At 72.6% G+C, this 23967-nt stretch carries 25 protein-coding genes and 1 pseudogene; 10 read left to right on the top strand and 16 right to left on the bottom strand.

Going from position 1 to position 23967, the window contains the following annotated elements; translation table 11 throughout:
• Positions 1-3: 3 nt before the first annotated feature.
• From QZV97_RS00185 to QZV97_RS00165, 5 genes are all read right to left on the bottom strand, one after another.
• On the bottom strand, positions 4-603 hold the full coding sequence (locus QZV97_RS00185; RefSeq protein ID WP_295636410.1) for a hypothetical protein: 600 nt from the start codon (positions 601-603) through the stop codon (positions 4-6).
• Positions 600-977 carry a hypothetical protein gene (locus QZV97_RS00180; protein WP_295636407.1) on the bottom strand — a complete coding sequence of 126 codons (378 nt, stop codon included), beginning with the start codon at positions 975-977 and terminating at the stop codon, positions 600-602. Before QZV97_RS00180 ends, QZV97_RS00185 begins: the two co-directional genes overlap by 4 nt.
• A 28-nt stretch (positions 978-1005) precedes the next feature.
• Positions 1006-1284, bottom strand: a complete 279-nt coding sequence (locus QZV97_RS00175) for a hypothetical protein (protein ID WP_295636404.1) — start codon at positions 1282-1284, stop codon at positions 1006-1008.
• A 52-nt stretch (positions 1285-1336) separates the two neighbouring features.
• On the bottom strand, positions 1337-1498 hold the full coding sequence (locus tag QZV97_RS00170; RefSeq protein WP_295636401.1) for a DUF1328 domain-containing protein: 162 nt from the start codon (positions 1496-1498) through the stop codon (positions 1337-1339).
• 186 nt (positions 1499-1684) lie between these two features.
• On the bottom strand, positions 1685-3076 hold the full coding sequence (locus QZV97_RS00165; protein WP_295636398.1) for a CHASE3 domain-containing protein: 1392 nt from the start codon (positions 3074-3076) through the stop codon (positions 1685-1687).
• 74 nt (positions 3077-3150) lie between these two features.
• Here QZV97_RS00165 and QZV97_RS00160 point away from each other — a divergent pair, with 74 nt between their 5' ends.
• Positions 3151-3789, top strand: coding sequence for a response regulator transcription factor (locus QZV97_RS00160; protein ID WP_295636395.1), 639 nt, complete (start codon positions 3151-3153; stop codon positions 3787-3789).
• A gap of 1 nt (position 3790) precedes the next feature.
• On the opposite strand, the gene QZV97_RS00155 is transcribed toward QZV97_RS00160, so the two are convergent.
• Positions 3791-4195: a response regulator gene (locus QZV97_RS00155; RefSeq protein ID WP_295636392.1), complete on the bottom strand. Its 405-nt coding sequence runs from the start codon at positions 4193-4195 to the stop codon at positions 3791-3793.
• A 116-nt stretch (positions 4196-4311) separates the two neighbouring features.
• Positions 4312-5205 carry a tRNA glutamyl-Q(34) synthetase GluQRS gene (gene gluQRS / locus QZV97_RS00150; RefSeq protein ID WP_295636932.1) on the bottom strand — a complete coding sequence of 298 codons (894 nt, stop codon included), beginning with the start codon at positions 5203-5205 and terminating at the stop codon, positions 4312-4314.
• Positions 5206-5300: 95 nt separating this feature from the next.
• Between gluQRS and QZV97_RS00145 the strand changes: the two genes are divergently transcribed.
• Positions 5301-5675, top strand: a complete 375-nt coding sequence (locus QZV97_RS00145; RefSeq protein WP_295636389.1) for a hypothetical protein — start codon at positions 5301-5303, stop codon at positions 5673-5675.
• A gap of 23 nt (positions 5676-5698) precedes the next feature.
• Here the strand turns inward: QZV97_RS00145 and QZV97_RS00140 are convergent, their stop codons facing one another.
• A complete protein-coding gene (locus QZV97_RS00140; protein WP_295636386.1) occupies positions 5699-6676 on the bottom strand; it encodes a LysR substrate-binding domain-containing protein in 978 nt (325 codons plus the stop codon).
• Between the two features lie 118 nt (positions 6677-6794).
• Here QZV97_RS00140 and QZV97_RS00135 point away from each other — a divergent pair, with 118 nt between their 5' ends.
• The 3 genes from QZV97_RS00135 to QZV97_RS00125 are packed head-to-tail and all read left to right on the top strand — an operon-like array spanning position 6795 to position 8680.
• On the top strand, positions 6795-7496 hold the full coding sequence (locus tag QZV97_RS00135; protein WP_295636383.1) for a pirin family protein: 702 nt from the start codon (positions 6795-6797) through the stop codon (positions 7494-7496).
• Positions 7497-7540: 44 nt separating this feature from the next.
• Positions 7541-8092 (top strand): flavodoxin family protein, encoded by a 552-nt coding sequence (locus tag QZV97_RS00130; RefSeq protein WP_295636380.1) that lies wholly within the window; start codon positions 7541-7543, stop codon positions 8090-8092.
• A 15-nt stretch (positions 8093-8107) separates the two neighbouring features.
• Entirely contained in the window at positions 8108-8680 is a 573-nt protein-coding gene (locus QZV97_RS00125) for an NAD(P)H-dependent oxidoreductase (RefSeq protein WP_295636377.1), read from the top strand.
• Positions 8681-8698: 18 nt separating this feature from the next.
• On the opposite strand, the gene QZV97_RS00120 is transcribed toward QZV97_RS00125, so the two are convergent.
• Positions 8699-9373 carry a glutathione S-transferase family protein gene (locus tag QZV97_RS00120; RefSeq protein ID WP_295636372.1) on the bottom strand — a complete coding sequence of 225 codons (675 nt, stop codon included), beginning with the start codon at positions 9371-9373 and terminating at the stop codon, positions 8699-8701.
• A gap of 46 nt (positions 9374-9419) precedes the next feature.
• On the opposite strand from QZV97_RS00120, the gene QZV97_RS00115 reads away from it, so the two are divergent.
• The 3 genes from QZV97_RS00115 (at position 9420) to QZV97_RS00105 (ending at position 13754) form a co-directional block, all read left to right on the top strand.
• Complete coding sequence (locus QZV97_RS00115; protein ID WP_295636367.1) at positions 9420-10985, top strand: ATP-binding protein; 1566 nt, start codon at positions 9420-9422, stop codon at positions 10983-10985.
• A gap of 88 nt (positions 10986-11073) precedes the next feature.
• Positions 11074-11769, top strand: coding sequence for a response regulator (locus QZV97_RS00110; protein ID WP_295636363.1), 696 nt, complete (start codon positions 11074-11076; stop codon positions 11767-11769).
• A 68-nt stretch (positions 11770-11837) separates the two neighbouring features.
• Entirely contained in the window at positions 11838-13754 is a 1917-nt protein-coding gene (locus QZV97_RS00105) for a potassium transporter Kup (RefSeq protein WP_295636360.1), read from the top strand.
• A gap of 8 nt (positions 13755-13762) precedes the next feature.
• On the opposite strand, the gene QZV97_RS00100 is transcribed toward QZV97_RS00105, so the two are convergent.
• Both QZV97_RS00100 and QZV97_RS00095 read right to left on the bottom strand, forming a co-directional pair.
• On the bottom strand, positions 13763-14623 hold the full coding sequence (locus QZV97_RS00100) for an SDR family NAD(P)-dependent oxidoreductase (RefSeq protein ID WP_295636357.1): 861 nt from the start codon (positions 14621-14623) through the stop codon (positions 13763-13765).
• On the bottom strand, positions 14620-16083 hold the full coding sequence (locus tag QZV97_RS00095) for an NAD(P)/FAD-dependent oxidoreductase (protein WP_295636355.1): 1464 nt from the start codon (positions 16081-16083) through the stop codon (positions 14620-14622). The genes QZV97_RS00100 and QZV97_RS00095 overlap by 4 nt, the downstream gene beginning before the upstream one ends.
• A 66-nt stretch (positions 16084-16149) precedes the next feature.
• Between QZV97_RS00095 and QZV97_RS00090 the strand changes: the two genes are divergently transcribed.
• Positions 16150-17370: a saccharopine dehydrogenase NADP-binding domain-containing protein gene (locus QZV97_RS00090; protein WP_295636352.1), complete on the top strand. Its 1221-nt coding sequence runs from the start codon at positions 16150-16152 to the stop codon at positions 17368-17370.
• A 15-nt stretch (positions 17371-17385) separates the two neighbouring features.
• Here QZV97_RS00090 and QZV97_RS00085 read toward each other — a convergent pair whose 3' ends face one another.
• From QZV97_RS00085 to QZV97_RS00065, 5 genes and pseudogenes are all read right to left on the bottom strand, one after another.
• The gene (locus QZV97_RS00085) at positions 17386-18984 is read right to left on the bottom strand and encodes a gamma-glutamyltransferase (RefSeq protein WP_295636349.1); all 1599 of its coding nucleotides are present in this window, start codon (positions 18982-18984) and stop codon (positions 17386-17388) included.
• Positions 18985-19036: 52 nt separating this feature from the next.
• The gene (locus QZV97_RS00080) at positions 19037-20362 is read right to left on the bottom strand and encodes a TRAP transporter large permease subunit (protein ID WP_295636346.1); all 1326 of its coding nucleotides are present in this window, start codon (positions 20360-20362) and stop codon (positions 19037-19039) included.
• A complete protein-coding gene (locus tag QZV97_RS00075; RefSeq protein WP_295636344.1) occupies positions 20355-20885 on the bottom strand; it encodes a TRAP transporter small permease subunit in 531 nt (176 codons plus the stop codon). The genes QZV97_RS00080 and QZV97_RS00075 overlap by 8 nt, the downstream gene beginning before the upstream one ends.
• 13 nt (positions 20886-20898) lie before the next feature.
• Positions 20899-21846, bottom strand: a pseudogene (dctP, locus tag QZV97_RS00070) (TRAP transporter substrate-binding protein DctP).
• A gap of 305 nt (positions 21847-22151) precedes the next feature.
• Positions 22152-23159, bottom strand: a complete 1008-nt coding sequence (locus QZV97_RS00065) for a tripartite tricarboxylate transporter substrate-binding protein (protein WP_295636342.1) — start codon at positions 23157-23159, stop codon at positions 22152-22154.
• Between the two features lie 88 nt (positions 23160-23247).
• Here QZV97_RS00065 and QZV97_RS00060 point away from each other — a divergent pair.
• Positions 23248-23967 (top strand): DUF599 domain-containing protein (locus tag QZV97_RS00060; RefSeq protein WP_295636339.1); only part of this gene is annotated, 720 nt, incomplete at its 3' end.

The following is a 23967-nucleotide window of genomic DNA, read 5'->3' as shown; positions in this document are numbered from 1 at the left end:
ACTCTAGGAATCGGTCGCAGTGGTCGCCATCGGCGCGGGTCGCGGTGCGCTGTAGGACATGGCCGCATCGGCTTGTGCGGCGGGCGAAGCGGTCGACGCCGCACTCGCCGGCGATGCCGGGGTCGGTGCATCGGCAGCGGCCGGTGCGCCCGCGAGGCCGGCGACCAGGCGGCTCAGCTCGCCGCTCGCCAGCCAGCGCATCAGCCCGCCGCCGCTCAGCCAGCGCTGCAGGCTGCCGTGCGGCCACAGCGCCCCGAGCAGCAGCGAGGACAGCGCCGCCTGCGGCAACCAGCGCCAGGGACGCACGGCGATCACCAGCGCACCGGCGCCGGCCGCGAGCGCGACGAGGCGCAGCGGATGGCGCTCGGCCTCGGGTGTCAGCAGACTGCGCGCGGCGGGCTCCGCGACATCGGCGGCGACCTGCGCGATGCCCTTGAGCGGATGCTTGTTCCACCACGAGGTCAGGGCGTGTTCCAGCCACGGCAGCAGGCCGTCACCGGACGGTGGCAGGCCACCCGGCGATGCGTCGCCGCGCCGGGCCTGCCAGGCGCTGCGCAGTCGCGCGCGCGAGGCCTCCAGCCGCTGCGCCGCCGACGCGCTCATGCCAGGCCCTCGCGCACGAGCTCGAGGTCCTGACGCAGCTGGCCGCGTAGTTCGGCGAAGGCGGGTTGCTGCGCGCTGTGGCGGGCCGCGGCGACGGCGATGACGGACAACAGCGCCGGCAGCGCCGGCACGGCCCACAGCAGCCACAGCCGCGAGGCGTCGGGCGCCGGCAGCGTGGCCCACAGCAGCAAGGCCACGCCGGCCAGCACCAGCGCGGCCAGCGCCGAGGCCCCGGCCGCGATCAACCAGGCGAGGCGCCGCGACCAGCCTTGCCCCAGGCGCTGCAGTTCCTCGCCGGCGAGATCGGCGTACGCGGTCGCATGGTCAACCAGCGCACCGGGTTCGCCGGCCAGGGCGCGCAGCAGGGGCAGCATGTCGCGGCGCCTCGGTGCGGTGCGCGGATCAGGCGCGCTCGCGGCGGCGCGAGGTCGCCCACTGCGCCAGCACCATCAGCGCGGCGCCGGCGGCCGCGGCGATCATCACCGCCTTGACCGGCTCTTCCTGCACGTACTGCACACCACGGTCGGTGGCGTCGGCGGCACGGCTGCGCAGCTGGTGGGCGCCATCGCGCACGGCGTCGAGGCCGCGCACGGCCAGGTCTTCGGCCTGGCCGGCGAGTCGGACGGCGGCATGCGCCGCTTCCTGGACCTGGGGCTGGATGGAGTTGGTGCGGGTGTTCATGTCGGGCTCCTTGGGGTGGGTTGATGGGCGGGGTGGAACGCTCGGCGGGTCGTCACTTGCGGAACACGCCGAACAGGAAGCTCAGCACGGCCAGCACGACGAAGATGAAGAACAGCACCTGGGCGATGCCGGCCGCGCTGGCGGCGATGCCGCCGAAGCCGAACACGGCGGCGATCAGGGCGATGACGAAGAAGACGACGGCGTAATGCAGCATGACGGGCTCCTGAGGTTGTGAGGCTCCCGACTGCGGCCAGGAGTCCGGCGAAGACGCCATGCCTTCGCTGTGACTCCACTGTAGAAATTGCCCCATCGCGCGCCCATCAGGCGGCACCGTCCGCGCGCGTCGTCCGACGCTGCGCGGGGCTGTAGGACGGCGCCGACAGGCGCCGCCCGCGGACGCTCAGGCCGTGCCGTCGACGGCGGGCTCGGCGTCGGCCGCCGTGGCCAGCGGCAGCCAGGCGGTGAGTCGCGTGCCCTGGCCGGGCTGCGACTTCAGCTGCATGCGGCCGCCCTCGGCCTCGACCCGGAAGCGCATGCCGCTCAGGCCGTGCGCGCTGCGTCGCACCTGTGCCGGATCGAAGCCCGCGCCGTCGTCCTGCACCGTCACCTCGACGCCGTCGTCGGTGGCGTGCAGGCCCACGTCGACGCGGCCGGCCTTCGCGTACTTGGCGATGTTGGTCAGCGCCTCCTGGACGAAGCGGTAGACCGTCAGCTCGCCGCTCTCGTCCAGCTGCACCGGGTCGAAGGCGGTGTGCACGGCCAGGCCGGAGCGCTGTCCGAACTCGCGCGTCAGGATGTCCAGCGACACCGTCAGACCCAGGTGGCTCAGCGCCGACGGGCGCAGGTCCTCGATGATGCGGCGCTTCAGCGCGATGCCGTCGTTCAGCGCGGCGTTCAGGTGACGCAGGCGTTCGGCGACCTCGGGCGCGGCCGAAGGCAGGCGCGACTGCAGCCGGGCCACGTCGAGCTTGGCCGACGTCAGCAGCGCCCCCAGCTCGTCGTGCAGCTCGCGCGCCAGGTGGCTGCGCTCGCTCTCCTGCGCGTGCTGCAGATGGCGCGCCAGCACGGTCAGGTCCTCGGTGCGGCGCTCGACCTCGGTCTCGAGCAGGTCGCGTTCGGCCTGCAGCAGCGCGCGCTGGCGCTCGCGCTGCTCGCCCAGCGCGCGCGTCTGCTTCAGGTAGAAGTAGAAGGCCAGCACGCTCAGCACCGTCATCGTCGCGACGCCCAGGCGCGCGATCAGCAGCGTCTGGTTGATCTGGTCCTGATGCATGTTCAGGCGCTGCAGCTCGGCCTGCTCCAGCTTGTCGGCCGATCGGCGGATCGTGTCCTGCGCGTCCTTGCCGATGTCGGTGTCGATGAGGCCCTGCCAGGCGCTGTCCTTGCCTTCGCGGCGCAGCTTCAGCGTGGTGTCGATCTCGGACAGCTTGCGCTCGATCGCGCGCGCCATCGCCTCGAAGTCGCCGGCCTGCTGCGGGTGGCGCACGTAGTGCGGGCCGAGGCGGCGCAGCAGCTCGCCGATCTCGCGCACCGCCTGGTTGTACGGGGCCAGGTATTCCTCGCGCCCGGTGAGCAGGTAGCCGCGCTGGCCGGTCTCGGCATCGACCATCAGGCGCAGCAGCCGGCGCACGTCGAGCCGCACGTCGAAGACCTGCGTCGCATCGTTGATGGCCGCGACCGAGCGACGGTACGAGGTCTCGCTGATCAGCAGCAGGGCCGTGGCCGTGACCAGCGCCAGCAGGAAGCTCAGCGCCACGGCGCGCCAGCGGGACAGGAAGCTCGTTGCGTGGATCATGGCGTGCAGGCGGCCTTGCCGCGGTTCGATGACGCGAGCCTAGAATTCGCGGCACCGTCTCCCGCGAACCTACCATGTCCATCCGAGTTGCCATCGTCGACGACCACGCGATCGTGCGCACCGGGCTGCGCCAGTACCTCGCCGAGCAGATGGACGTCGAGGTCGTCGCCGAGGCCGCCAACGGCCGCGATGCGCTGGACCTGGTGCGCGCCGGCGGCATCGACGTGCTGATCCTCGACGTCTCGATGCCCGACCAGAACGGCGTCGACGTGCTGTCGGCCATCCGCGCCCGCGCGCCCGAGCTGCCGGTGCTGATGCTCAGCGCCTACCCCGAGACGCACTACGCCACCGCGCTGCTGAAGCAGGGCGCCAGTGGCTACCTCAACAAGGAGTGCGATCCGTCCGAGATCCTGAACGCGGTGCGCACGCTGGCGCGCGGCCGGCGCTACATCACGCCGGGCGTGGCCGAACTGCTGGCCGACCAGCTGAACCCGGGCAAGGGCGAGGGCCTGCCTCACGAGCAGCTCTCCGAGCGCGAGCTGCAGGTCTTCCTGCGCCTGGCGCAGGGCGAGACCATCGGCGCGATCGGCGACAGCCTGAGCCTCAGCGTGAAGACGGTCAGCACCTACCGCACGCGGGTGATGGAGAAGATGAAGCTCGCATCCAACAGCGACCTGACCTACTACGCGCTGAAGAACGGCCTGATCCAGTGATTCAGCCCGGGATCGCACCCGGACCGGTCGGCGCACCGTCGAGCGCGGCGCAGTAGGCGATCAGCGCATCGATCTCGTTGGACTTGTCGAACACCGCGTCGGCGCGCAGCTCCAGGCTCTTCATGCGCAGGTCCACGGTCGCGTAGTTGCTGAAGACCACCAGCTTGCGGTGCACCGGCCGCTCGCGGCAGGCGCGCAGCACGCCCAGCCCCGAACCCTGCTTCAGGAACAGGTCGACGATCAGCAGGTCCCAGCCTTCGGGGTGTTCGGCCAGCCAGTGCAGCGCGTCGGCCTCGGAGTCGGCCCAGCCGACCACCGTCACCGGCGCCAGCTCCTGGAGCGTGTCGATCAGATTGGCGCGGATGACGGGACTGTCTTCGACGATGAAGGTGCGGCGCTGGGACATGGGGGCGGTGGGGACGGACGACGGCTGCGGAAGGCGCGGCACTCTGTGACCGAATGTTAGCCAGCGCGCCGCGCGCGCTGCATCGGCGCCCACCGCTTCACGCTGTAGTCGTTCTCCTACACGCCGGCGGGTCGCCCGGCGCGGCGCCAGGCGGCCACCGCGGTGTCCAGCCACGCGGCCGTCGAGGCCTGGCGGTCGAGCACCAGGCCCAGCACCGACGCGGCCGCGGCCAGCACGCCTTGCGGATCGTCGGTGTCCAGCGGTGGCGCGCCATGCTGCTTGCTGAGCTTCTCGCCGTCGGCCGCGCGCACCAGCGGCAGGTGCAGGTAGCGCGGCGTCGGCAGGTCGAGCGCGCGCTGCAGCAGGATCTGGCGCGGCGTGTTGTCGGCGAGGTCCTCGCCGCGCACGATGTCGGTGACGGCCTGCTCGGCATCGTCGACCACCACCGCGAGCTGATAGGCCCACAGCCCGTCGGCGCGCCGCAGCACGAAGTCGCCCACCTCGGCCGCGACGTCCTGCACCTGGGCACCCAGGCGGCGGTCGGTCCAGCGCAGCATCGCCCCGTCGTCGACGCGCAGCCGCCAGGTGCGCGCCGCGCGCCCGCGCAGGCCCCCGTGTTCCGGCCGGCAGGTGCCGGGGTAGGTCAGCTCGGCATGGCGTTCGCGCGTGCGGCCCTGCGCGGCCAGGGCCAGCACGATGTCCTGCCGCGTGCAGGCGCAGGGGTAGACGCGGCCCGCGGCGATCAGCCGGTCGAGCGCTGCCGCGTAGGGCGCCTCGCGGCGGCTCTGCCATTGCGGCGGCTCGTCGGCGCGCAGTCCCAGCGCGTCGAGCTGGCGCAGGATCTCCATGTCGGCGCCCGGCACGCAGCGCGGCGTGTCGACGTCCTCGATGCGCAGCAGCCAGCGGCCGCCGTGCGCGCGCGCGTCGAGCCAGCTGCCCAGCGCCGCGACCAGCGAGCCGGCATGCAGCGGGCCGGTGGGCGACGGGGCGAAGCGGCCGACGTAGGCGATGGCGGTCACGCGGCGATGGTAGCCACGCGCCGGGAGTCGATCGCATCGCAGCACGGAAGCTGATAACTTCGAGCGTCCGCATGCAGGAGATTGCGATGCAGGTTTCCGACGTCTCCGCGGCGCAGCGCGCCGCCCGCACCCTGTCCGGCCTGGCGCTGCTGCTGGCGGTGGCCGCGCCGGCCGCCGCGCACGAGATGGACTGCAGCCAGCGCGCCGGCATCGACCGCGCGCGCTGCGAGCGCCACCAGCGCATGTTCGAGCGTTGCAGTCCGGTCCAGGGCGAGGCGCACTTCGCCTGCGACCGCGAGTTCCTGCTGGCGCATCCGCTGGACTGCAGCGCGCTGCAGGGCGACGATGCGAAGCGCTGCGCCGCCGAGATCGCGGCCTTCAAGGCCTGCGAGCCTCAGGCCGGCCGGGCCTTCATGCGCTGCGTGCGCGACACGATCAAGGCCAGCCCCATGGGCCACTGAGGCGGCGTCGCCGCCGCGGGCCGTCAGAGCACCAGGCCGGCGTGACGCTCCAGCAGCGCCTTGCGCGTCGCCGCGCTGCGCAGCTGTGACAGCCACCACTGCAGCGCCAGGCCGGGCCGCGCGCTGCCCGACGCATGCCAGGCGTACTGCAGCCCGAGGCGGCGCGGCGCCGCGCTCATCGTCTTGATCACCAGGCGACCGGCCTCGACATGGCGACGCAGCAGCGGTTCGGGGATCGAGCCGCAGCCCAGGCCGCGCAGCATCGCCTCCAGCTTGGCGGCGAGCGAAGGCACGGTCAGCACGTCCTGGCCCGGCTGCACGCCGACCGTCATCGGCGCGAAGCTGCGGGCGCTGTCGGCGATGGCGACGACGCGATGCTGGGCGATGGTCTCGGGCGACAGCGGCTCGGGCAGCGCGGCCAGCGGATGGTGCGGCGCCACGGCGAAGCGCATGTCGATCTCGCCCAGCGACTCGCACTGGATGCCCGACCCGGGGCCGGCCTCGAACACGCCGCCGATGGCCAGATCGGCCTGGCCGGTGGCCAGCGCTTCCCAGGTGCCGGACAGCACCTCGCTGCGGATGCGCAGCCGCGTCGGCGGCGGGCTGTCGGGGGCGTCCTTGGTGCTGACGCGCAGGGCGTAGAAGGCCTCGACCAGCTCGAACACCGCGGTCGGCGCCAGGATGTTGTCGATGGCGATCGTCAGCTGGGTCTCCCAGCCGGTGGCGACGCGCTTGACGCGGTTGGCCACCGCGTCGATCTCCAGCAGCAGGCGTCGACCCTCGTGCAGCAGTTCCTCGCCGGCCGCGGTGAGCCGGGCCTGGCGCGAGCTGCGGTCGAACAGCAGCACGTCGAGCGCGTCTTCCAGCTGGCGCACGCTGTAGGTCAGGGCCGAGGGCACCTTGCCCAGCTCGCGGGCGGCCGCGGCGAAGCTGCCGGTGCGCGCGATCAGGTCGACCATCGTCAGCGCCTCGGGCGTCAGGACATTTCTGCGATCGCTCATGCCAACGGCCTTCAAGTCATTTGAATGATGCCATCAAGGCGCACCGATCGATGGCGCAGGGACCCGCTCCTACATTGACTACACCGCGGCGACAACACCCCGCCGCACGGAGCCCGACATGATCACCCTGCGCAAGTCCGCCGAACGCGGCCACGCCGACCACGGCTGGCTCAAGAGCCAGCACAGCTTCTCGTTCGCCGAGTACTTCGACCCGGCCCACATGGGCTACGGCAACCTGCGCGTCATCAACGAGGACCGCATCGCGCCCGGCACCGGCTTCGGCACGCACGGCCACCGCGACATGGAGATCGTCAGCTACGTGCTCGACGGCGCGCTGGGCCACAAGGACAGCATCGGCAACGGCGCCACCATCGTCCCCGGCGACGTGCAGCGCATGAGCGCCGGCAGCGGCATCCAGCACAGCGAGTTCAACCACGCGACCGGCCAGGCCACGCACTTCCTGCAGATCTGGATCCTGCCCGAGGCGCGCGGCATCGTGCCCGGCTACGAGCAGAAGCATTTCGACGCGGCCTCCAAGCGCGGCGTACTGAGGCTCGTCGCCTCGCCCGACGCGAAGGACGGCGCCGTCAAGCTGAACGCCGACGCGGCGATGTACGCGGGCCTCTTCGACGGCGCCGAGCGCGCCGAGCTGGCGCTCGACCCGAAGCGCCTGGCCTACGTCCACGTGGCGCGGGGCGCGGTCAGCGTCAACGGCCAGCCGCTGGTGGCCGGCGATGCCGCGCAGATCGACGGCGAGAGCCTGCTGACCCTGAGCGACGGCCGCGACGCCGAAGTGATCGTGTTCGACCTCGCACGCTGAGGCGTGCGACGCCGCTGCAGTTCCACAACCCGAAGGAGTTCCCTATGTCCAAGATCGTGATCGTCTTCCACAGCGGCTACGGCCATACCCGGCGCATGGCCGAGGCCGTCGCCGACGGCGCGAAGGGCACACTGCTCGCCATCGATGCCGAGGGCAACCTGCCCGAGGGCGGCTGGGAGCAGCTGGCCGCGGCCGATGCCATCGTGATGGGCTCGCCGACCTACATGGGCACTGTCAGCTGGCAGTTCAAGAAGTTCGCCGACGCCTCGAGCAAGGTCTGGTTCACCCAGGGCTGGAAGGACAAGCTTTTCGCCGGCTTCACCAACAGCGCGTCGATGAACGGCGACAAGCTGTCGACGCTGCACTACCTCTTCACGCTGGCGATGCAGCACAGCGGCGTCTGGGTCGGCACCGGCATGATGCCCAGCAACAAGAAGAGCGCCGACCGCAACGACCTCAACTACGTCGCCAGCTTCGCGGGCGCGATGGCACAAAGCCCGTCGGATGCCGGCGTCGACGAGATGCTGCCCGGCGACCTGGCGACGGCGAAGGCGTTCGGCGAGCGGGTCGCTACCATGGCGGCCCGATTGAAGTAGTCCCCAGGAGCACCGATGGATCCCCTGCGTGTACTGATCGTCCCCGGCAGCGCACGCACCGGGTCCTTCAACCTGAAGCTCGCGCACGCGGCCGGGTCGCTGCTGCGCGAGCTGGGGGCCGAGCCGGTCGTCAGCGACCTGCGGGCGCTGGAGCTGCCGATCTACGACGGCGACCTGGAGGCCGCCGAGGGCGTGCCCGACGGCGCGCGCGCGCTGCTGGCGCAGTTCGCCTGGGCCCAGGCGGTGCTCGTGGTCTCGCCCGAGTACAACGCCTTCCCGCCGCCGCTGCTGATGAACGCGATCGACTGGGTCTCGCGCCTGGCCGAGCACAAGGCCGCGATGAACGGCAAGCCGACCGCGCTGCTGAGCGCGTCGCCGGGCATGCTGGGCGGCATCCGCAGCCTGCTGGCGCTGCGTCAGTTCCTGAGCCTCAACCTCGGCATGCTGGTGCTGCCGCAGCAGCTGGGCGTGAGCCAGGCGAACAAGGCCTTCACCGACGACGGGCGCCTGGCCGACGACAAGCAGCAGCAGGCGCTGCAGGGCGTGCTGTCGGCGCTGCTGAAGACCACCCGCGCCCTGCAGGGCTGACCCGCCACGGACTCGCGCTCAGCCGGGCGGCGCGCTGAGCACGGCATGCTCCGCCGGCACGCCCTGCGCGGCGGCAGCGTCGGCCTGTGCCGCCATCGCACGCCGGTAGCCGTCGCGCGCCTGCAGCCGCTGCCAGTAGGCCGCGACGGCCGGGGTGAAGCGCGCGTCCAGGCCGAGCTGGCTGGACACCAGCAGCGCGTAGCCGACCGAGATGTCGGCGGCGGTGAAGCGGCCGGCGCACAGGTGCTCCTGCGCCGCCAGCAGCGGCTCCAGCGTGCGCAGCCGCGCGTGGTACCACTTCGCGTAGTCCTCGGCCACCTGCGGCTGCCGGCGCTCCGGCGGCTCGAAGCGCGTGTAGCGCAGCACCAGGGTCTGCGGGAAGGTCAGCGTGGCTTCGCCGAAGTGCAGGAAGTTGAGGTAGCGGCCGTGCTCCGGCTCGTCGACCTCGACGTTCAGCGCGCGCGGCGAGTGATGCGCCGCGAGGTACTGGCAGATCGCGGCCGACTCGGTCATGCGCAGCGCGCCGTCCTCCAGCAGCGGGATCGTGCCCAGCGGGTTGATCTCGAGGTAGGCCCGCGCCGCCACCCGCGGCGGAAAGGGCAGCATCTTCAGCGTGTACGGCAGGCCGATCTCCTCCAGTGCCCACAGCGGGCGGAAGGAGCGGGCGCTCATGCAGTGGTGCAGGGTGATCATCGCGTCCTTATGTCTTGCTGATGCACTCGCTGCTAGCGTAGCGCCCATGAACCGCCCGCCGACCCCGCGCGAACCCGGCCGTGAACCCCGCCGCGGCGGGGCCTGGCCGGCCGCGCTGGCCTGGACGGCCGGCTGGCTGGCGATGCTGCTGCTGGACGGCCGGGTCGACCTCGCCAGCCTGGCGATGCTGCTGGTGCTGAGCTCGGCGATCGCCGCGCTGTGGCTGCCGGCCTGGGCGGCGATGGGCGGCGGGCTGCTGGCGGTCGGTGCCTTCAACTGGGTCTTCGTGCCGCCGCGCGGGACCTTCGCCGTCGACCTGCGCCAGCACGCCCTGCTGCTGGGCGCGATGCTGGTCGTCAACGCCATCGTCGCGGCGCTGATGACCGCGCAGCGCAGCCAGGCGCAGCGCGCCGAACGCCAGGCGCAGCGCGCCGAGCAGCTGCGCACCTGGGGCGACAGCCTGCGTGACGCGGCCGATCCGCTGGCCCAGGCCGGCGCGCTGCAGGCCGCGCTGGCAGCGGCGGCGGGCACACCGGTGGCGCTGCTGGTGCTCAGGGACCACTTGCCCGAAGGCAACGACGACGCCTCGGCGCTGCAGGTCGGCGAGCCCGATGCCGACCAGTGCGCCGGCCTCTGGCACTGCCTGCGCCAGGGCCAGCCGATGGGGCCGGGCAGCGGTCGCCACGAGGAGCAGCCCGACTGGTACCTGCCGCTGCGCGGTCGCGGCCGCAGCTTCGGGGCGGCCGTGCTGCGCGGCCTGGGCGCGCCGGCGCGCGCCGACGCCGATCTGCGCGACCAGGCCCAGGCGCTGTGCGACGCGCTCGGCATGGCGCTGCAGCGGGCCCGCGCGACGCACGACGAGCAGCGTGCGCGCGAGGAGGCGCAGGCGCAGGGTGTGCGCAGCACGCTGCTGGCCGCGATCTCGCACGACTACCGGACGCCGCTGGCCGCGATCATGGGCGCCGCCTCGTCGCTCGACGAGCAGGACGCGCGGCTGGCGCCCGAGCAGCGCCGGCAGCTCGCGCGCCGCATCGTCGACGAGGCCGCGCTGCTGGGCCGCCTGACCGACAACACGCTGCAGCTCGCGCGCCTCGACGCGCCCGGCGTGCAGCTCGCCTGCGACTGGGAGTCGGCCGAGGAGATCGCTGGCAACGTGCTGCGCCGCGCGCGCCGCCACGACCCGACGCGGCGCGTGCGCGCGCGCCTCGAGCCCGGCCTGCCGCTGCTGTGGTGCGACGCGCACCTGATGACGCAGCTGCTCGACAACCTGGTCGACAACGCGCTCAAGTACAGCCCCGCGGAGGCACCGGTCGAGCTGCTGGTGCGGCGCCAGGACGAGGCCGTCGTGCTGGCCGTCCGCGACCGCGGCCCCGGCATCGCACCGGCCTGGCGCGAGCGTGTCTTCGAGGTCTTCCACCGCGGAGCCGCGCCGATGGACGGCGGCGCCCGGATCGAGCTGGCTGCACGGCCCGGCGCCGGCGTCGGCCTCGCGGTCTGCCGCGCCATCGCGCGCGCCCACGGCGGCGAGCTGCGCCTGCGGCCGCGCGGGCACGGCGGCTGCAGCTTCGAGTGCGTGCTGCCGACGCGCGCGGTCCCGGAGGGGCCGTCATGAACCCGAGGGCCGAGCGCCGGGCCGCTCCCGAGCCGGCCCTCATCCCCCCGGGGGATCGGCCGACGTACCCGGCGGACGAGGGGCCTTCGTGACGCTCAAGGTCCTGCTGGTCGAGGACGACCGCGAGCTGCGCGCGACCCTGCGCGACGGGCTCGCGGTCGAAGGCTTCGAGGTGCTGACCGCGGCCAGCCTGTCCGAGGGCCTGGCCTTGCTGGCGCATGCGACGGCCGACCTCGTCGTGCTGGACCTCGGCCTGCCCGACGGCGACGGCGAGGCGCTGCTGGCGCAGCTGCGGCGGCGCCAGTCGCTGCCGGTGCTGGTGATCTCGGCGCGCCAGGCCGAGGGCCAGAAGATCCGCCTGCTCGACGCCGGCGCCGACGACTACCTGGTCAAGCCCTTCGGCATCGGCGAGCTGCTCGCCCGCATGCGCGTCGCGCTGCGCCATCGCGGCACCACCGTGCAGGCGGCGCTGACGCAGTACCGCCAGGGCGACGTCGAGGTCGACCTGCCGGCGCAGCGCGTGCGGCGCGACGGCCACGCGCTGCACCTGACGCCGACCGAGTTCAAGCTGCTGGCGCGGCTGGTGCGCAGCGCCGGCCAGGTCGTCACCCACCGCCAGCTGCTGACCGACGTGTGGGGCGCGGACTTCACCGAGCACACGCACTACCTGCGCCTCTACATGGGCCAGCTGCGCGCCAAGCTCGAGGCCGACCCGGCCGAGCCGCGCCTGCTGCTCACCGAGCCGGGCGTCGGCTACCGGCTGGTCGAGCCCGAGGAATCCTGAGGACGCTTATGCGTTCCTGATGCGCGCACGCGCACGCTCAGGGCTCGATCACTTTCGAGCCTTCGCGCATGAACACCCCGCAAGCCGTCGCCCTGACGACGCCCGACGCGACCGTCCATCCCAAACGCCAGGGCCTGGCCGCGCTGACCCTGGCCGCGATCGGCGTCGTCTACGGCGACATCGGCACCAGCCCGCTCTACACCGTCAAGGAGATCTTCGCGCCGGCCACCGGCGTGCCGCTGGATGCGACGCACCTGGTCGGCGCGGTCTCGTGCATCTTCTGGGCGCTGATGCTGGTCGTGACGCTGAAGTACGTGCTGCTGATCCTGCGTGCCGACAACCGCGGCGAAGGCGGTGGCCTGGCGCTCACGGCGCTGGCCGCGCAGGCCGTCGGCGACCGGCCGCGACTGCGCAGTGCCTTGCTGCTGCTGGGCGTGTTCGGCGCCACGCTGTTCTACGGCGACAGCATCATCACGCCGGCGATCTCGGTGCTGGGCGCGATGGAAGGGTTGCAGGTCGCGGCGCCGGCGCTGGGGCCGTGGATCATGCCGGTCTCGCTGGGCATCCTGGTGGGCCTGTTCGTCGTGCAGCGCCACGGCACCGCCGCGGTCGGCCGCGTCTTCGGGCCGGTGATCGTGGTGTGGTTCCTGACGCTCGCGGTCACCGGCCTCGTGCACATCGCCGACCAGCCGGCCATCCTGGCGGCGCTGAATCCGCTGGAGGCCTGGGCCTTCGCCACCGGCCGCGGCTGGAAGGTCTTCCTCGTCATCGGCGCGATCGTGCTGGCGGTCACCGGCACCGAGGCGCTGTACGCCGACATGGGCCACTTCGGCCGCCGGCCGATCCAGCTGGCCTGGAACTTCCTGGTGCTGCCCTCGCTGGCGCTCAACTACCTGGGCCAGGGCGCGCTGCTGATGGCCGACCCGTCGGCGATCGAGAACCCGTTCTACCGCCTCTTCCCCGACGCGCTGCTGTGGCCCGCGCTGGCGCTGGCGACGCTGGCGGCCATCATCGCCTCGCAGGCCGTGATCTCGGGCGCCTACTCGCTGACGCGCCAGGCCATCCAGCTGGGTTTCCTGCCGCGCATGACGGTGCGTCACACCTCGGCGCGCGAGGCCGGGCAGATCTACATGCCGGCCGTCAACTGGGCGCTGCTGGCGGGCGTGGCGGCGGCGGTGCTGCACTTCGGCAGTTCGTCGGCGCTGGCCGGGGCCTACGGCATCGCGGTGACGATGACGATGCTGATCACCACCGTGCTGACCTGGTTCGTCGTGCGCCGCGCCTGGAAGCTGCCGGCACTGCTGGTGGTGCCGGCGACGGTCTTCTTCCTCGCGGTCGACGCGCTGCTGGTGGCCGGTTGCGCGGTCAAGTTCTTCGACGGCGGCTGGATGCCGCTGGCGCTCGGCGGCCTGCTGTTCCTGCTGATGAGCACCTGGCAGCGCGGCCGCGCCCAGGCGCTGGCGGCGGTGCACCGCGACGGCCTGGCACTGCGCGACTTCATCGACGGCCTGGCGCCGGACAGCGCGCCGCGCGCCGCGCGCACCGCGGTCTATGCCGCGGCCGACCCGACGGTCGTGCCGCAGGCGCTGCTGCACAACCTCAAGCACAACCAGGTGCTGCACGAGCGCAACCTGATCCTGCACGTGCGCTTCCACGAGCTGCCGTGGGTCGGCATGACCGAGCGCGTGCAGATCGAGCCGCTGGGCCGCGGCTTCTGGCGCGTGACGCTGAACTTCGGCTTCATGAACGAGCCCGACGTGCCGAAGGCGCTGAAGCTGTGCGAGGCCCAGGGCCTGCCGGTGCCGCCCTTCGAGACCAGCTATTTCCTCAGCCGCGAGACCTTCGTGCCGCGCAGCGCGCGCGGCCTGGCGGGCTGGCGCGACCGCCTGTTCGCCGCGATGAGCCACAACGCCGGCAGCGTGGCCGAGTACTTCCGCCTGCCGGACAACGCCGTGGTCGAGCTCGGCACGCGGGTGCAGGTCTGACGGGCGCTTCAGCCGCGGCGCTGGCGGCGCGCCAGCGCCTCGATCGGCCGCTGGTAGGCCGCGCCGAGCAGGCGCACCAGCGCGTCGAGCAGGTGCGCGTCGGCGCCGATCAGCACGCGCCGTTCGTCGCGCTCGACGCCGCGCAGGATGCGCGCCGCCGCGGCGGCGGCCGAGGTGCGGTCCAGCAGGCGGTCGAAGCGCGCCAGCGATGCGGCCGGCGCCTCGCCGGTCAGCGCCTGCAGCTGCGGATCGACGCGCGCCGCGCGCGCGATGTTCGTGCGCACGCCGCCGGGGTGCACGCAGGTGACGCCGACGCGCGCGCCGGCGATCGCCAGCTCCATGCGCAGCGCCTCGGTGTAGCCGCGCACCGCGAACTTGCTGGCGTTGTAGGCGCCGCTGCCCGGCATCGCCATCAGGCCGAACAGGCTGGAGGTGTTGACGATGTGGCTGGGCGCTGCACCCGGTCGGGCCGCCGCGGCGCGCAGCGCCGGCAGGAAGGCCTGGCAGCCATGCACCACGCCGCGGAAGTTGATGCCCATGATCCAGTCCAGATCGGCGGGGCTCATCGTCTCCAGCGGCGCGGCCAGCGAGACGCCGGCGTTGTTGAAGAGCAGCTGCACCGCGCCGTGCGTCGCGACCGCGTGCCGCGCCCAGGCCTCGACGGCGTCGCGATCGGACACGTCGACGCGCAGGCGGCTGACCGGCGCGCCCAGCGCGGCCGCGGCGCGGGCCGTCTCGGCGAGGCCGGCCTCGTCGACGTCGCACAGCGCCAGCGGGCAGCCGCGCCCGGCCAGCGCGAGCGCGAGGGCGCGGCCCATGCCCGAGCCGGCGCCGGTGATCGCGGCCACCTGGCCGGTCAGGCGCTTCATCGCGTCTCCAGCCGGTAGGCCGCGGCATCGAAGCGCCGCGTGCGGCGCCGGAACTCGAAGGTGAAGCCGGGCCACAGCGTGGTGTTGCGGCCCTGCGCGTCGAGGTACCAGCTGCGGCAGCCGCTGGCCCACACCGTGCGGGCCAGGCGGCGCTGCAGCTCGGCGTTGTAGGCCTGCTGCGCCTCGGGACGGACCTCGACGCTGCGCAGCCCGTCGCGGCGCAGGGCCTGCAAGGCCGACATCACGTAGGCCAGCTGCGACTCGATCATGTAGATCATCGAGTTGTGACCGAGCCCGGTGTTGGGGCCGACCAGCATGAAGAGGTTGGGGAAGCCGGCCACCGTGCAGCCCAGGTAGGCCTCGGGCGCGCGCTGCCAGGCGGCCCACAGGTCCTGCCCGCCGCGGCCGACGAAGAGCCCGGGCCGCACCGGCTCCTGCGCCTTGAAGCCGGTGCACCAGACCACCGCGTCGGCCGGCCGCTCGCGGCCGTCGGCGGCGACCACGCCGTGCGGCGTCAGCTCGCGCACGGCTTCGCCGACCAGCTCGACGTTCGGCCGCTGCAGCGCGGGGTAGTAGTCGTCGGCGATCAGGATGCGCTTGCAGCCGATGGTGTAGTCGGGCGTGAGGCGCGCGCGCAGCGCCGGGTCGGGCACCTGCCGGGCCAGGTGGCGGCCGGCCTCGCGGGCCACCAGCTTCATCAGCCGCGGCCGCACGACGAAGGCCAGCGCGCGGCCCTCGTGCTGCCAGTAGATGGCGCTGCGCATCAGGCGCTGCGCGAACGGCAGGCGCTCGAACAGCTGCCGCTCCCAGTCGCGCAGCGGCCGGTCGGGCTTGGGCAGCACCCAGGCCGGCGTGCGCTGGTAGACGGTGAGCTGCGCCACGCGCGGCGCCAGCTGCGGGATCAGCTGGATCGCGCTGGCGCCGGTGCCGATCACCGCGACGCGCCGGCCGGCGAGGCCGATGCCGTCGGGCCATTGCGCGGTGTGGAAGTCAGGCCCTTCGAAGCGCTCGCGGCCCGGCAGCTCGGGGATCGCCGGGTTGCTGAGGCCGCCGAGGCCGGCCACCAGCACCGGCGCGCGAAAGCGGCGCCCGTCGCGCGTGGCGACCTCCCAGCAGGCGGCAGCCTCGTCCCAGCGCGCCTCGACGACGTCGGCCCCGAAGCGCAGTTGCGGGCCGAGCGCGTAGCGCGCGACGCACTGCTCGAGGTAGGCGCGGATCTCGGGCTGCGGCGCGTAGGCGCGTTGCCACTGGGGGTTGGGCGCGAAGGAGTACGAGTACAGGTGCGAGGGCACGTCGCAGGCGCAGCCCGGATAGCGGTTGTCGCGCCAGGTGCCGCCGGCGGCGTCGGCGCGCTCCAGGACCGCGAAGTCGTCGATGCCTGCCTGCCGCAGCCGTATCGCCATGCCGAGCCCGGCGAAGCCGGCGCCGATGATCAGGATCGCGTGGTGGTGGACGCTCATGGTGGACGGGGCACTGTAGCGGGCGCGCCGCGTGGCCACGGCGACGATGCCGTGCGACGATCGGGCATGAAGAAGCCGCTCGACCTGATCGTCTTCGGCGCCACCGGCTTCACCGGCCGGCTGGTGGCCGAGTACCTGAACGCGACATATGGCGTGGGCGACCGCGTCGCCTGGGCGATGGCGGGACGCAGCCGCGACAGGCTGGCCGAGGTGCGCGACGCCCTCGGCGCCGCCGACACGCTGCCGCTGATCGAGGCCGATGCCGCGGACCCGGCCGCGATGGCGCGGCTGGTGGCGCAGGCGCGCGTGATCCTCACCACCGTCGGGCCCTACCAGCGCCACGGCGACGCCCTGATCGCCGCGTGCGCGCAGGCCGGCACCGACTACGTCGACCTGTGCGGCGAGCCGGTCTGGATGGCGCAGACGATCCCGCGGCTCGAACCGCCGGCCTGCGCCAGCGGCGCGCGCATCGTGTTCTCGTGCGGCTTCGACTCCATCCCCTTCGACCTGGGCGTCGTGTTCCTGCAGGACGAGGCCGTGCGGCGCTTCGGCCGCCCGCTGCAGCGCGTGCGTGGCCGCGTGCAGGTGATGAAGGGCAGCATGTCGGGCGGCACCGCGGCCAGCGCGCTCGCGACCTTCGAGCAGACGAGCCGCGACGCGCGCCTGGCCGGCGTGATGGCCGACCCCTTCGCGCTGACGCCGGGGTTCCGTGGCCCGGCGCAGCCCGAGGGCGAGTCGGCCGCCTACGACGAGGCGGCCCGGTCGTGGACCGGCCCCTTCGTCATGGCGGCGATCAACACCAAGAACGTCCATCGCACCAACGCGCTGCGCGGCCATCCCTGGGGCCGCGACTTCCTCTACGACGAACGCATGCTGACCGGCGACGGCCCGCGCGGCGCGCAGCGTGCGCGGCGCCTGGCGCGCATGGCCCGCGTGCAGGACGCCTTGCTCGGCTTCGCGCCGACGCGCGCCGCGCTGCGGCGCTGGGCGCTGCCCAAGCCGGGCGAAGGCCCGGGCCCGCGCGAGCGCGAAGCGGGCCGCTACGAGATCGTCTTCAGCGGCGAGACGCCCGACGGCCGGACGCTGCGCGCGCGCGTCAGCGGCGACCGCGACCCGGGCTACGGCTCGACCTCGAAGCTGATCGCCGAGAGCGCGCTGTGCCTCATCGACGACGTGGACCGCTCCGCCACCCCGGGCGGCGTGTGGACGCCCGGCGCGGCGATGGGCATGGCGCTGGTGCGGCGCCTGCACGCCCGCGCGGGGCTGCGGTTCGCGATCGAGGACTAGCGCAGGGCCTGGGCGTCAGAAGGCCGCGACCGCGCCGTTGCTGCGCGGATCGAAGCCGCCGACCAGCAGGCCGTTGGCCTCGCGCACCAGGGCGCCGGCATGGCCCACGGACTCGTCCCAGTCGGCCAGCATCTCCACGTCGTGGCCCATCGCGCGTAGCGCATCGACGGTCGCGGTCGGGAAGCGTGCCTCCAGCTTGAGGCTGTCGCTGGGCTGGCCCCAGGTGCGGCCCAGCAGCCAGCGCGGCATCTCGATCGCGGCCTGCGGTGCGACGCCGAAGCGCGCGACGCGGTTGAAGACCGTGGCCTGGAACTGCGGCTGGCCGTCGCCGCCCATCGCGCCGTAGACCATCGTGCGGCCGTCGTCCAGGCGCGCCAGCCCGGCGTTCAGCGTGTGGAAGGGCCGCTTGCGCGGCGCCAGCGCGTTGATGTGCGCCGCGTCGAGGCTGAAGCTGCAGCCGCGGTTCTGCCAGTTGATGCCGGTGCCGGGCAGCACCAGGCCCGAGCCGAACTCGTGATAGATGCTCTGGATGAAGGACACCGCGCGGCCCTCGCCGTCGATCACGCCCATCCAGATCGTGTCGCCGGGGTCGGTGCGGCGGCCCCAGGGCGCGGCGTGGTCGGCGCGGATGCCGGCGGCCAGCTCGTCCAGCAGTTCGTCGCGCAGCAGCCAGGCGGGCGCGACCGACATGAAGGCCGGGTCGGTGACGTGGCGGTCGCGCAGCGCGAAGGCCTGCTTGGTGGCCTCGACCTGCGCGTGCACGAAGGCGGGACCCAGCGGGTCGGCGTCCCAGCCGCGCAGGCGCTGCATGATGCCCAGGATCATCAGCGACACCACACCCTGCGACGGCGGCGTCATGTTCGACAGCGTCGCGCCGGGGATGCGCAGCGACAGCGGCTCGACGCGCTTCGCGTGGTGCGCGGCCAGGTCCTCGGCGGTCAGCGGGCTGCCCAGCGCGGCCAGCTCGGCAGCGATCTCGCGGGCCAGGTCGCCGCGGTAGAAGTCGTCGGTGCCGCGCGCGGCGATGCGGCCCAGCGTGGTCGCCAGCCGCGGCTGGCGGAACAGGCTGTGCACCGCCGGCGCGTCGCCACCCGGCAGGAAGGTGTCGGCAAAGCCGGCGATCGGCCGCAGCTCGGCCTGCTTGGCCACCGTGCAGGCCCACTGGCTGTGCGTGACCGGGATGCCCTCGCGGGCGTACCAGATCGCATCGTCCAGCAGGCGGGGCAGCGGCAGCGTCCCGCCCCACTCGGCGGCCAGCGCATGCGCCGCGCCCCAGCCCGACACCGTGCCGGCCACCGTCAGCGCCGCGACGCCGCCGCGAAACGGGATGCTGCCGCGCACGCCCCGTGCGGCGTAGCTGTCGAGGCTGGCCGAGGCCGCGCTCGCGCCGCTGGCATCGATGCCCTGCGGGCGGCCGTCCGGGCCGTGGATCACCCAGAAGCCGTCGCCGCCGATCGAGTTCATGTGCGGGTAGACCACGGCGATGCTCGCGGCGGCGGCGATCATCGCCTCGAGCGCGTTGCCGCCTTCGCGCAGCACGCGCAGTGCCGCCTCGGAGGCCAGGCTGTGGGGCGCCACCGCGATGCCGCGGCGGCCGAGGAAGGACTGGGTCATGGCAGGGCGGCCCGGAAGCAGTGAACGGGGCGTGATGATGCCCGCTGCCGGCTCACCAGCCGATCGCCCTGGGCAGCCACAGCGCCACCTGCGGGAACAGGAAGACCAGCCCCAGCGTCAGCAGCTGCAGCCCGATGAAGGGCACCACGCCCTTGTAGATGTCCTTGATGTTGACCGAGGGCGGCGCGACGCCCTTCAGGTAGAACAGCGCCCAGCCGAAGGGCGGCGTCAGGAAGCTCGACTGCAGGTTCACCGTGATCAGCATCGCCAGCCACACCGGGTCCACGCCCTGGCTGATGAGGATGGGCAGGAACAGCGGCACGGCGATGTAGCTGATCTCGATCCATTCGATGAAGAAGCCGAGCACGAAGATGATCGCCATCATGAAGGCGATGTCGGCGTTGACGCCGCCGGGCAGGGTCTCGAAGAGGCGCGCGATCAGGTCCTCGCCGTGCAGACCGCGGAAGGCCAGCGCGAACACCTGCGCGGCCATCAGGATGAACATCATGATCGCGGTGATCTTGCTGGTGTCGAGCGCCGTGTCCTTGAGCGTCCTGACGCTGAAGCGACCCGACAGCGCGGTGATCAGCACCGCGCCCACGGCGCCCATCGACGCCGCCTCGGTCGGCGCTGCCACGCCGCCGACGATCGAGCCCAGCACCGCCACCACCAGCAGCACCGGCGGCAGCAGCACCTTGACGAAGCGCACCCACAGCTGGCGGCGAGAGACCGCATCGCGCTCGGAGCGCGGGATCGGCGGCATCGAGTCCGGCCTGAGCCAGCCCATGACCAGCAGCCAGACGATGTAGACCGCGGCCAGCAGCAGGCCCGGGCCCACGGCTGCGGCGAACAAGGTGCCGACCGAGAGCTGCATGATGTCCGACAGCAGGATCAGGATCAGGCTGGGCGGGATGATCTGGCCCAGTGTGCCCGACGCGCAGATCACGCCGCAGGCGACGCTCTTGTCGTAGCCGCGGCGGATCAGCGTCGGCAGCGTCAGCAGACCCAGCGTGATGATGGTGGCGCCGACGATGCCGGTGGTGGCGCCCATCAGCACGCCGAACAGCACGATGCCGATCGCCATGCCGCCCTTCACGCCGCCGGCCAGGTGGCCCATCACGTCGAGCAGGTCGTCGGCCAGGCGCGACTTCTCGAGCATCACGCCCATGAAGACGAAGAGCGGGATGGCCATCCACTGGTAGCCGCCGACCACGCCGTAGAAGCGTGCCGGCAGCAGGTTGAAGAGCCCGCCGCCGAAACCCAGCCAGCCGAAGGCCAGGCCCACCGTGGCCAGGCTGATGGCGACCGGGATGCCGATCATCAGCATCGCGAAGAAGCCGACCAGCATCAGCACCGCGTACGTCGACGGATCAGGCATGGTCCGGCTCCTGCGGCGGCGTCGCGCTGCCGTGCAGCAGGCGCAGCAGGTGGGCCAGCTGCTGCAGCACCAGCAGGCCGTAGCCCAGCGGGATCAGGCCCTTGACCAGCCAGCGGTAGGGGATGCCGCCCGGGTCGGGCGAGGACTCGCCGATCGAGCGCGCCTGCTCGACATAGCCCAGCGAGAGCTGGATGAACAGCAGGCTCACCGCGATCAGCAGCACGGCCGCGATCACGTCCACCACGCGCTTAGCGGCGGGCGGGAAGCGCGCGTAGAACACGTCCACGCGCACGTTGTCGCCGCGCTGCAGCGCGTGGCTCATGCCCAGCAGGATCAGCGCGGCCAGCAGGTGCCACTCGAGTTCCTGCGCCCAGACCGAGCCCAGGCTCAGGCTGTAGCGCAGCACCACGTTGGTGGCGACCAGGCCGATCATCGCCAGCGCGATCCAGGCGGTGAGCGCTCCCACCCGGTCGATGAAGCCCTCGATGACGCCGGCCGCGGGCAGCAGCCTCTTCAATGCCACGGCGCCGCCCGCCTCAACCGCGGACCTTGAGGTGGTAGGCCTCTTCGCTGATCTCGCTCCAGCGGTCGTACTTGGCCTTGAAGGCCATGTAGGAGTCGTGCACCTTCTTCGTCAGCGGGTCCTTGGCAACGGCCTCGGCCAGCACCTTGTCGGTCTCGGCCTTGAGCGCCTTGATCACGTCGTCGGGCAGCGGCTTGGCGATCACGCCCTGGTTCCTGACCAGGTCCTCCATCGCGTCGGAGTTGGCCTTCTGGCACCAGCCCTCGCTGATGACGTTGCAGGCCGCGGCGGCGTTGCCGACGATGGCCTGCAGGTCCTTGGGCAGCTTGTCCCAGGCGGCCTTGTTGATCAGCAGCTCGGACACCGTCGCCGACTCGTGCCAGCCGGTCGTGTAGTAGTACTTGGCGGCCTTCTGCAGGCCCAGGCGGCGGTCCTGGAAGGGGCCGACGAACTCGGCCGCGTCGATGACGCCACGCTCCAGGGCCGGGAAGATCTCGCCGCCCGGCAGCACCTTCACGTCCACGCCGAGGCTCGCGTACACCTTGCCGGCCAGGCCCGGGATGCGCATCTTCAGGCCCTTGAGGTCGGCGACCGACTTGATCCCCTTCTTGAACCATCCCGTCATCTGCACGCCGGTGTTGCCGCAGGGCATGGCGACCATCCCGAAGGGCGCGTAGACCTCGTTCTACAGGTCGATGCCGCCGCCGTCGTAGAGCCAGCCGTTGATGCCCTGGAAGTTCATGCCGAAGGGCACCGCGGTGAAGTACTGCGCCGCGAAGGTCTTGCCGGTCCAGAAGTAGCTGTTGGCGTGGTTCATCTCCACCGTGCCGGCGCGCACCGCGTCGAAGCCCTCGAAGGCCGGGATCAGCTCGCCGGCGCCGAACACCTGGATCTTCAGCCGCCCGCCGGACATCGCGTCGATGCGCTTCGCCAGGTCGGTCGCGCTGCCCGGGCCGTCCATGTAGAAGGGCGCGCCCTTGGGGTAGGCGCTGGTCATCTTCCAGCTGAAGCTCTGCTGGGCGCGGGCGACGGCGGGAAAGCCGAGCGCGGTGCCGGCGACGGCCGCCGCCGAACCAGCACGCAGCAGCGTGCGTCGAGTCGAAGTCATCCGGGTACTCCTGCAACGGTCAATGGACGCCGACCGGTCTGCAAGCCGTGTGCCATGGCGGTGCCTGCGCACCGCGACACGGGCGTCAGGGCGCAGCGAGCGCGCGGGTGCACCAGCGATGGGCCCGCCGCGCGTCGCTTACCGGCCCACGCCGACCCTCATTGGGGCTGGAAGCCGCTGGCCTTGATGATCCGCGCCCAGGTCTGCGCGTAGGCCTGCTCGCGCGCGGCCAGCTGCGGGCCGCTCATGAACTCGACCGTCAGGCCCATCGCGCCGAGCCGGTCCTTCACCGCCGGGACCGCGATCGCCCTGGCCAGCGCGGCCGCAAAGCGGTCGAGCTCGGCCTTCGGCGTGGCGGCCGGCGCGAAGAAGGCGTAGTAGGGCAGGTCCTCGAAGCCGCCCACGCCCAGCTCGGCCAGCGTGGGTACGTCGGGCAGCGCCGCCTGGCGCGCGCCGCCCAGCACGGCGACCACGCGCAGCCTGCCGTTGCGGTGCTGCTCGATGAAGTCGGGCACCGAGCCGATGCCGGCGGCGATCTGGTTGCCGAGCATGTCGCCGATCATCGGCGCGCTGCCGCGGTAGGGCGCGGCGACGAGGTCGAGCTGGTACTTCGCGGCCAGCACTTTCACGAGGAACTCCGGCACCGAGGCCGGGGCGGGGACGCCGACGGCGCCGAAGGCGCCACCCGGCTTGCCCTCGCCCTTGCCCCCACCTGCACTCCTGATCCACGCGACGTAGTCATTCAAGCCTTTGGCCGGTGTGCCGCCCGACACCGCGAAGGCATTGACGAAGCTCGCGAAGCCGGCCACCGGCACGAAGTCCTTGGCCGGCTCGTAGCCCGGGTTCTTCACCACCAGCGGCAGGATGGAGATGGTGTGGTCGTGCGACAGGAACCACGTGCTGCCGTCGGGCGCCGCGGCCTTCAGCGCCTGCGCGGCCAGCTGGCCGCCCGCGCCGGGCTTGTTCTCGACGATCACCGGCGCGCCGAGCGCGTCCTTCAGCGGGTCGGCCAGCAGCCGCGCGATCGCGTCGCTGCCGCCGCCCGCCGGAAAGCCGACCAGCAGGCGCACGGTCCGTGCGTTGTCGGCCATCGCCGGGCCGGCCGCGGCCGCCAGCAGGCCGGCCAGCAGCGCGCCGCCGAGTGCGCGTCGTGTCCATCGCAGCATGAGCCTCTCCCCGGCGGCGCCGTCGCCGCTCCGTGGCACCGATGCTAGCGAAGCGCGGCAGCGGTTCGCCAGCCGCTAGCATCGCGCCATGATCTCCTCCGGCTTCTCGCTCCCCGCCGTCCTCGCGCTGCTGCCCTGGATCGACTGGGTGGCGGTGCTGGGCTTCTTCGCGGCCTGGGTCGGCTATGCGATGTTCGCGAAGCGCCGCGCCACGACGCACGCGTCGATCCTGGCCGCCACCAACCGCATCCGCCGCCAGTGGATGCTGCAGGTCACGCACCGCGAGGTGCGGGTGATCGACGGCGTGGTGGTGCAGAACCTGTCGGTCAGCCCGAGCTTCTTCGCGTCGACCACCATCCTCATCATCGGCGGCCTGCTGGCGGCACTCGGCGCCAGCGAGAAGGCGACCGAGCTGGTCCGCGAGATCCCGTTCGCCGTGCGCACGTCGACGCTGGTGTTCGACCTGAAGCTGCTGCTGCTGACCGGCGTCTTCGTCTACGCCTTCTTCCGCTTCACCTGGAGCCTGCGGCAGTACACCTTCGGGGCGCTGCTGGTGGCGTCGGCGCCCGAGGCGAAGGAGTTCGAGCGCAATGCCGAGCTGTCGCGCGAGGCCTTCGCCGACCGTGCCGGGCGCGTGGTGGGCCTCGCGGCCGAGACCTTCAACGACGGCCTGCGCGCCTACTACATGGCCTTCGCGGCGATCGGCTGGTTCTTCTCGCCGCTGGCCTTCCTGGTCGCGACGGCGGGCGTGGTCTACATCCTCTACCAGCGCGAGTTCCGCTCCGACGTGCTGGACGTGCTGCGCGGC

Source organism: uncultured Methylibium sp. (assembly GCF_902826655.1).
In the GTDB taxonomy this organism is placed as follows: Bacteria; Pseudomonadota; Gammaproteobacteria; order Burkholderiales; family Burkholderiaceae_C; genus Methylibium.
The sequence above is the reverse complement of the archived record's forward strand: the minus strand, read 5'-3'. Positions and strand labels throughout refer to the sequence as shown.

Excerpts from the sequence above, each read along its gene's own strand:
- QZV97_RS00180 (WP_295636407.1), bottom strand. The coding sequence starts at position 977 with ATGCTGCCCCTGCTGCGCGCCCTGGCCGGCGAACCCGGTGCGCTGGTT.
- QZV97_RS00170 (WP_295636401.1), bottom strand. The coding sequence starts at position 1,498 with ATGCTGCATTACGCCGTCGTCTTCTTCGTCATCGCCCTGATCGCCGCC.
- QZV97_RS00165 (WP_295636398.1), bottom strand. The coding sequence starts at position 3,076 with ATGATCCACGCAACGAGCTTCCTGTCCCGCTGGCGCGCCGTGGCGCTG.
- QZV97_RS00105 (WP_295636360.1), top strand. The coding sequence starts at position 11,838 with ATGAACACCCCGCAAGCCGTCGCCCTGACGACGCCCGACGCGACCGTC.
- QZV97_RS00140 (WP_295636386.1), bottom strand. The coding sequence starts at position 6,676 with ATGAGCGATCGCAGAAATGTCCTGACGCCCGAGGCGCTGACGATGGTC.
- QZV97_RS00155 (WP_295636392.1), bottom strand. The coding sequence starts at position 4,195 with ATGTCCCAGCGCCGCACCTTCATCGTCGAAGACAGTCCCGTCATCCGC.
- QZV97_RS00115 (WP_295636367.1), top strand. The coding sequence starts at position 9,420 with ATGAACCGCCCGCCGACCCCGCGCGAACCCGGCCGTGAACCCCGCCGC.
- QZV97_RS00135 (WP_295636383.1), top strand. The coding sequence starts at position 6,795 with ATGATCACCCTGCGCAAGTCCGCCGAACGCGGCCACGCCGACCACGGC.
- QZV97_RS00085 (WP_295636349.1), bottom strand. The coding sequence starts at position 18,984 with ATGACCCAGTCCTTCCTCGGCCGCCGCGGCATCGCGGTGGCGCCCCAC.
- QZV97_RS00100 (WP_295636357.1), bottom strand. The coding sequence starts at position 14,623 with ATGAAGCGCCTGACCGGCCAGGTGGCCGCGATCACCGGCGCCGGCTCG.
- QZV97_RS00065 (WP_295636342.1), bottom strand. The coding sequence starts at position 23,159 with ATGCTGCGATGGACACGACGCGCACTCGGCGGCGCGCTGCTGGCCGGC.
- QZV97_RS00125 (WP_295636377.1), top strand. The coding sequence starts at position 8,108 with ATGGATCCCCTGCGTGTACTGATCGTCCCCGGCAGCGCACGCACCGGG.
- QZV97_RS00130 (WP_295636380.1), top strand. The coding sequence starts at position 7,541 with ATGTCCAAGATCGTGATCGTCTTCCACAGCGGCTACGGCCATACCCGG.
- QZV97_RS00175 (WP_295636404.1), bottom strand. The coding sequence starts at position 1,284 with ATGAACACCCGCACCAACTCCATCCAGCCCCAGGTCCAGGAAGCGGCG.
- QZV97_RS00120 (WP_295636372.1), bottom strand. The coding sequence starts at position 9,373 with ATGATCACCCTGCACCACTGCATGAGCGCCCGCTCCTTCCGCCCGCTG.
- QZV97_RS00090 (WP_295636352.1), top strand. The coding sequence starts at position 16,150 with ATGAAGAAGCCGCTCGACCTGATCGTCTTCGGCGCCACCGGCTTCACC.
- QZV97_RS00145 (WP_295636389.1), top strand. The coding sequence starts at position 5,301 with ATGCAGGTTTCCGACGTCTCCGCGGCGCAGCGCGCCGCCCGCACCCTG.
- QZV97_RS00080 (WP_295636346.1), bottom strand. The coding sequence starts at position 20,362 with ATGCCTGATCCGTCGACGTACGCGGTGCTGATGCTGGTCGGCTTCTTC.
- QZV97_RS00095 (WP_295636355.1), bottom strand. The coding sequence starts at position 16,083 with ATGAGCGTCCACCACCACGCGATCCTGATCATCGGCGCCGGCTTCGCC.
- QZV97_RS00185 (WP_295636410.1), bottom strand. The coding sequence starts at position 603 with ATGAGCGCGTCGGCGGCGCAGCGGCTGGAGGCCTCGCGCGCGCGACTG.
- QZV97_RS00160 (WP_295636395.1), top strand. The coding sequence starts at position 3,151 with ATGTCCATCCGAGTTGCCATCGTCGACGACCACGCGATCGTGCGCACC.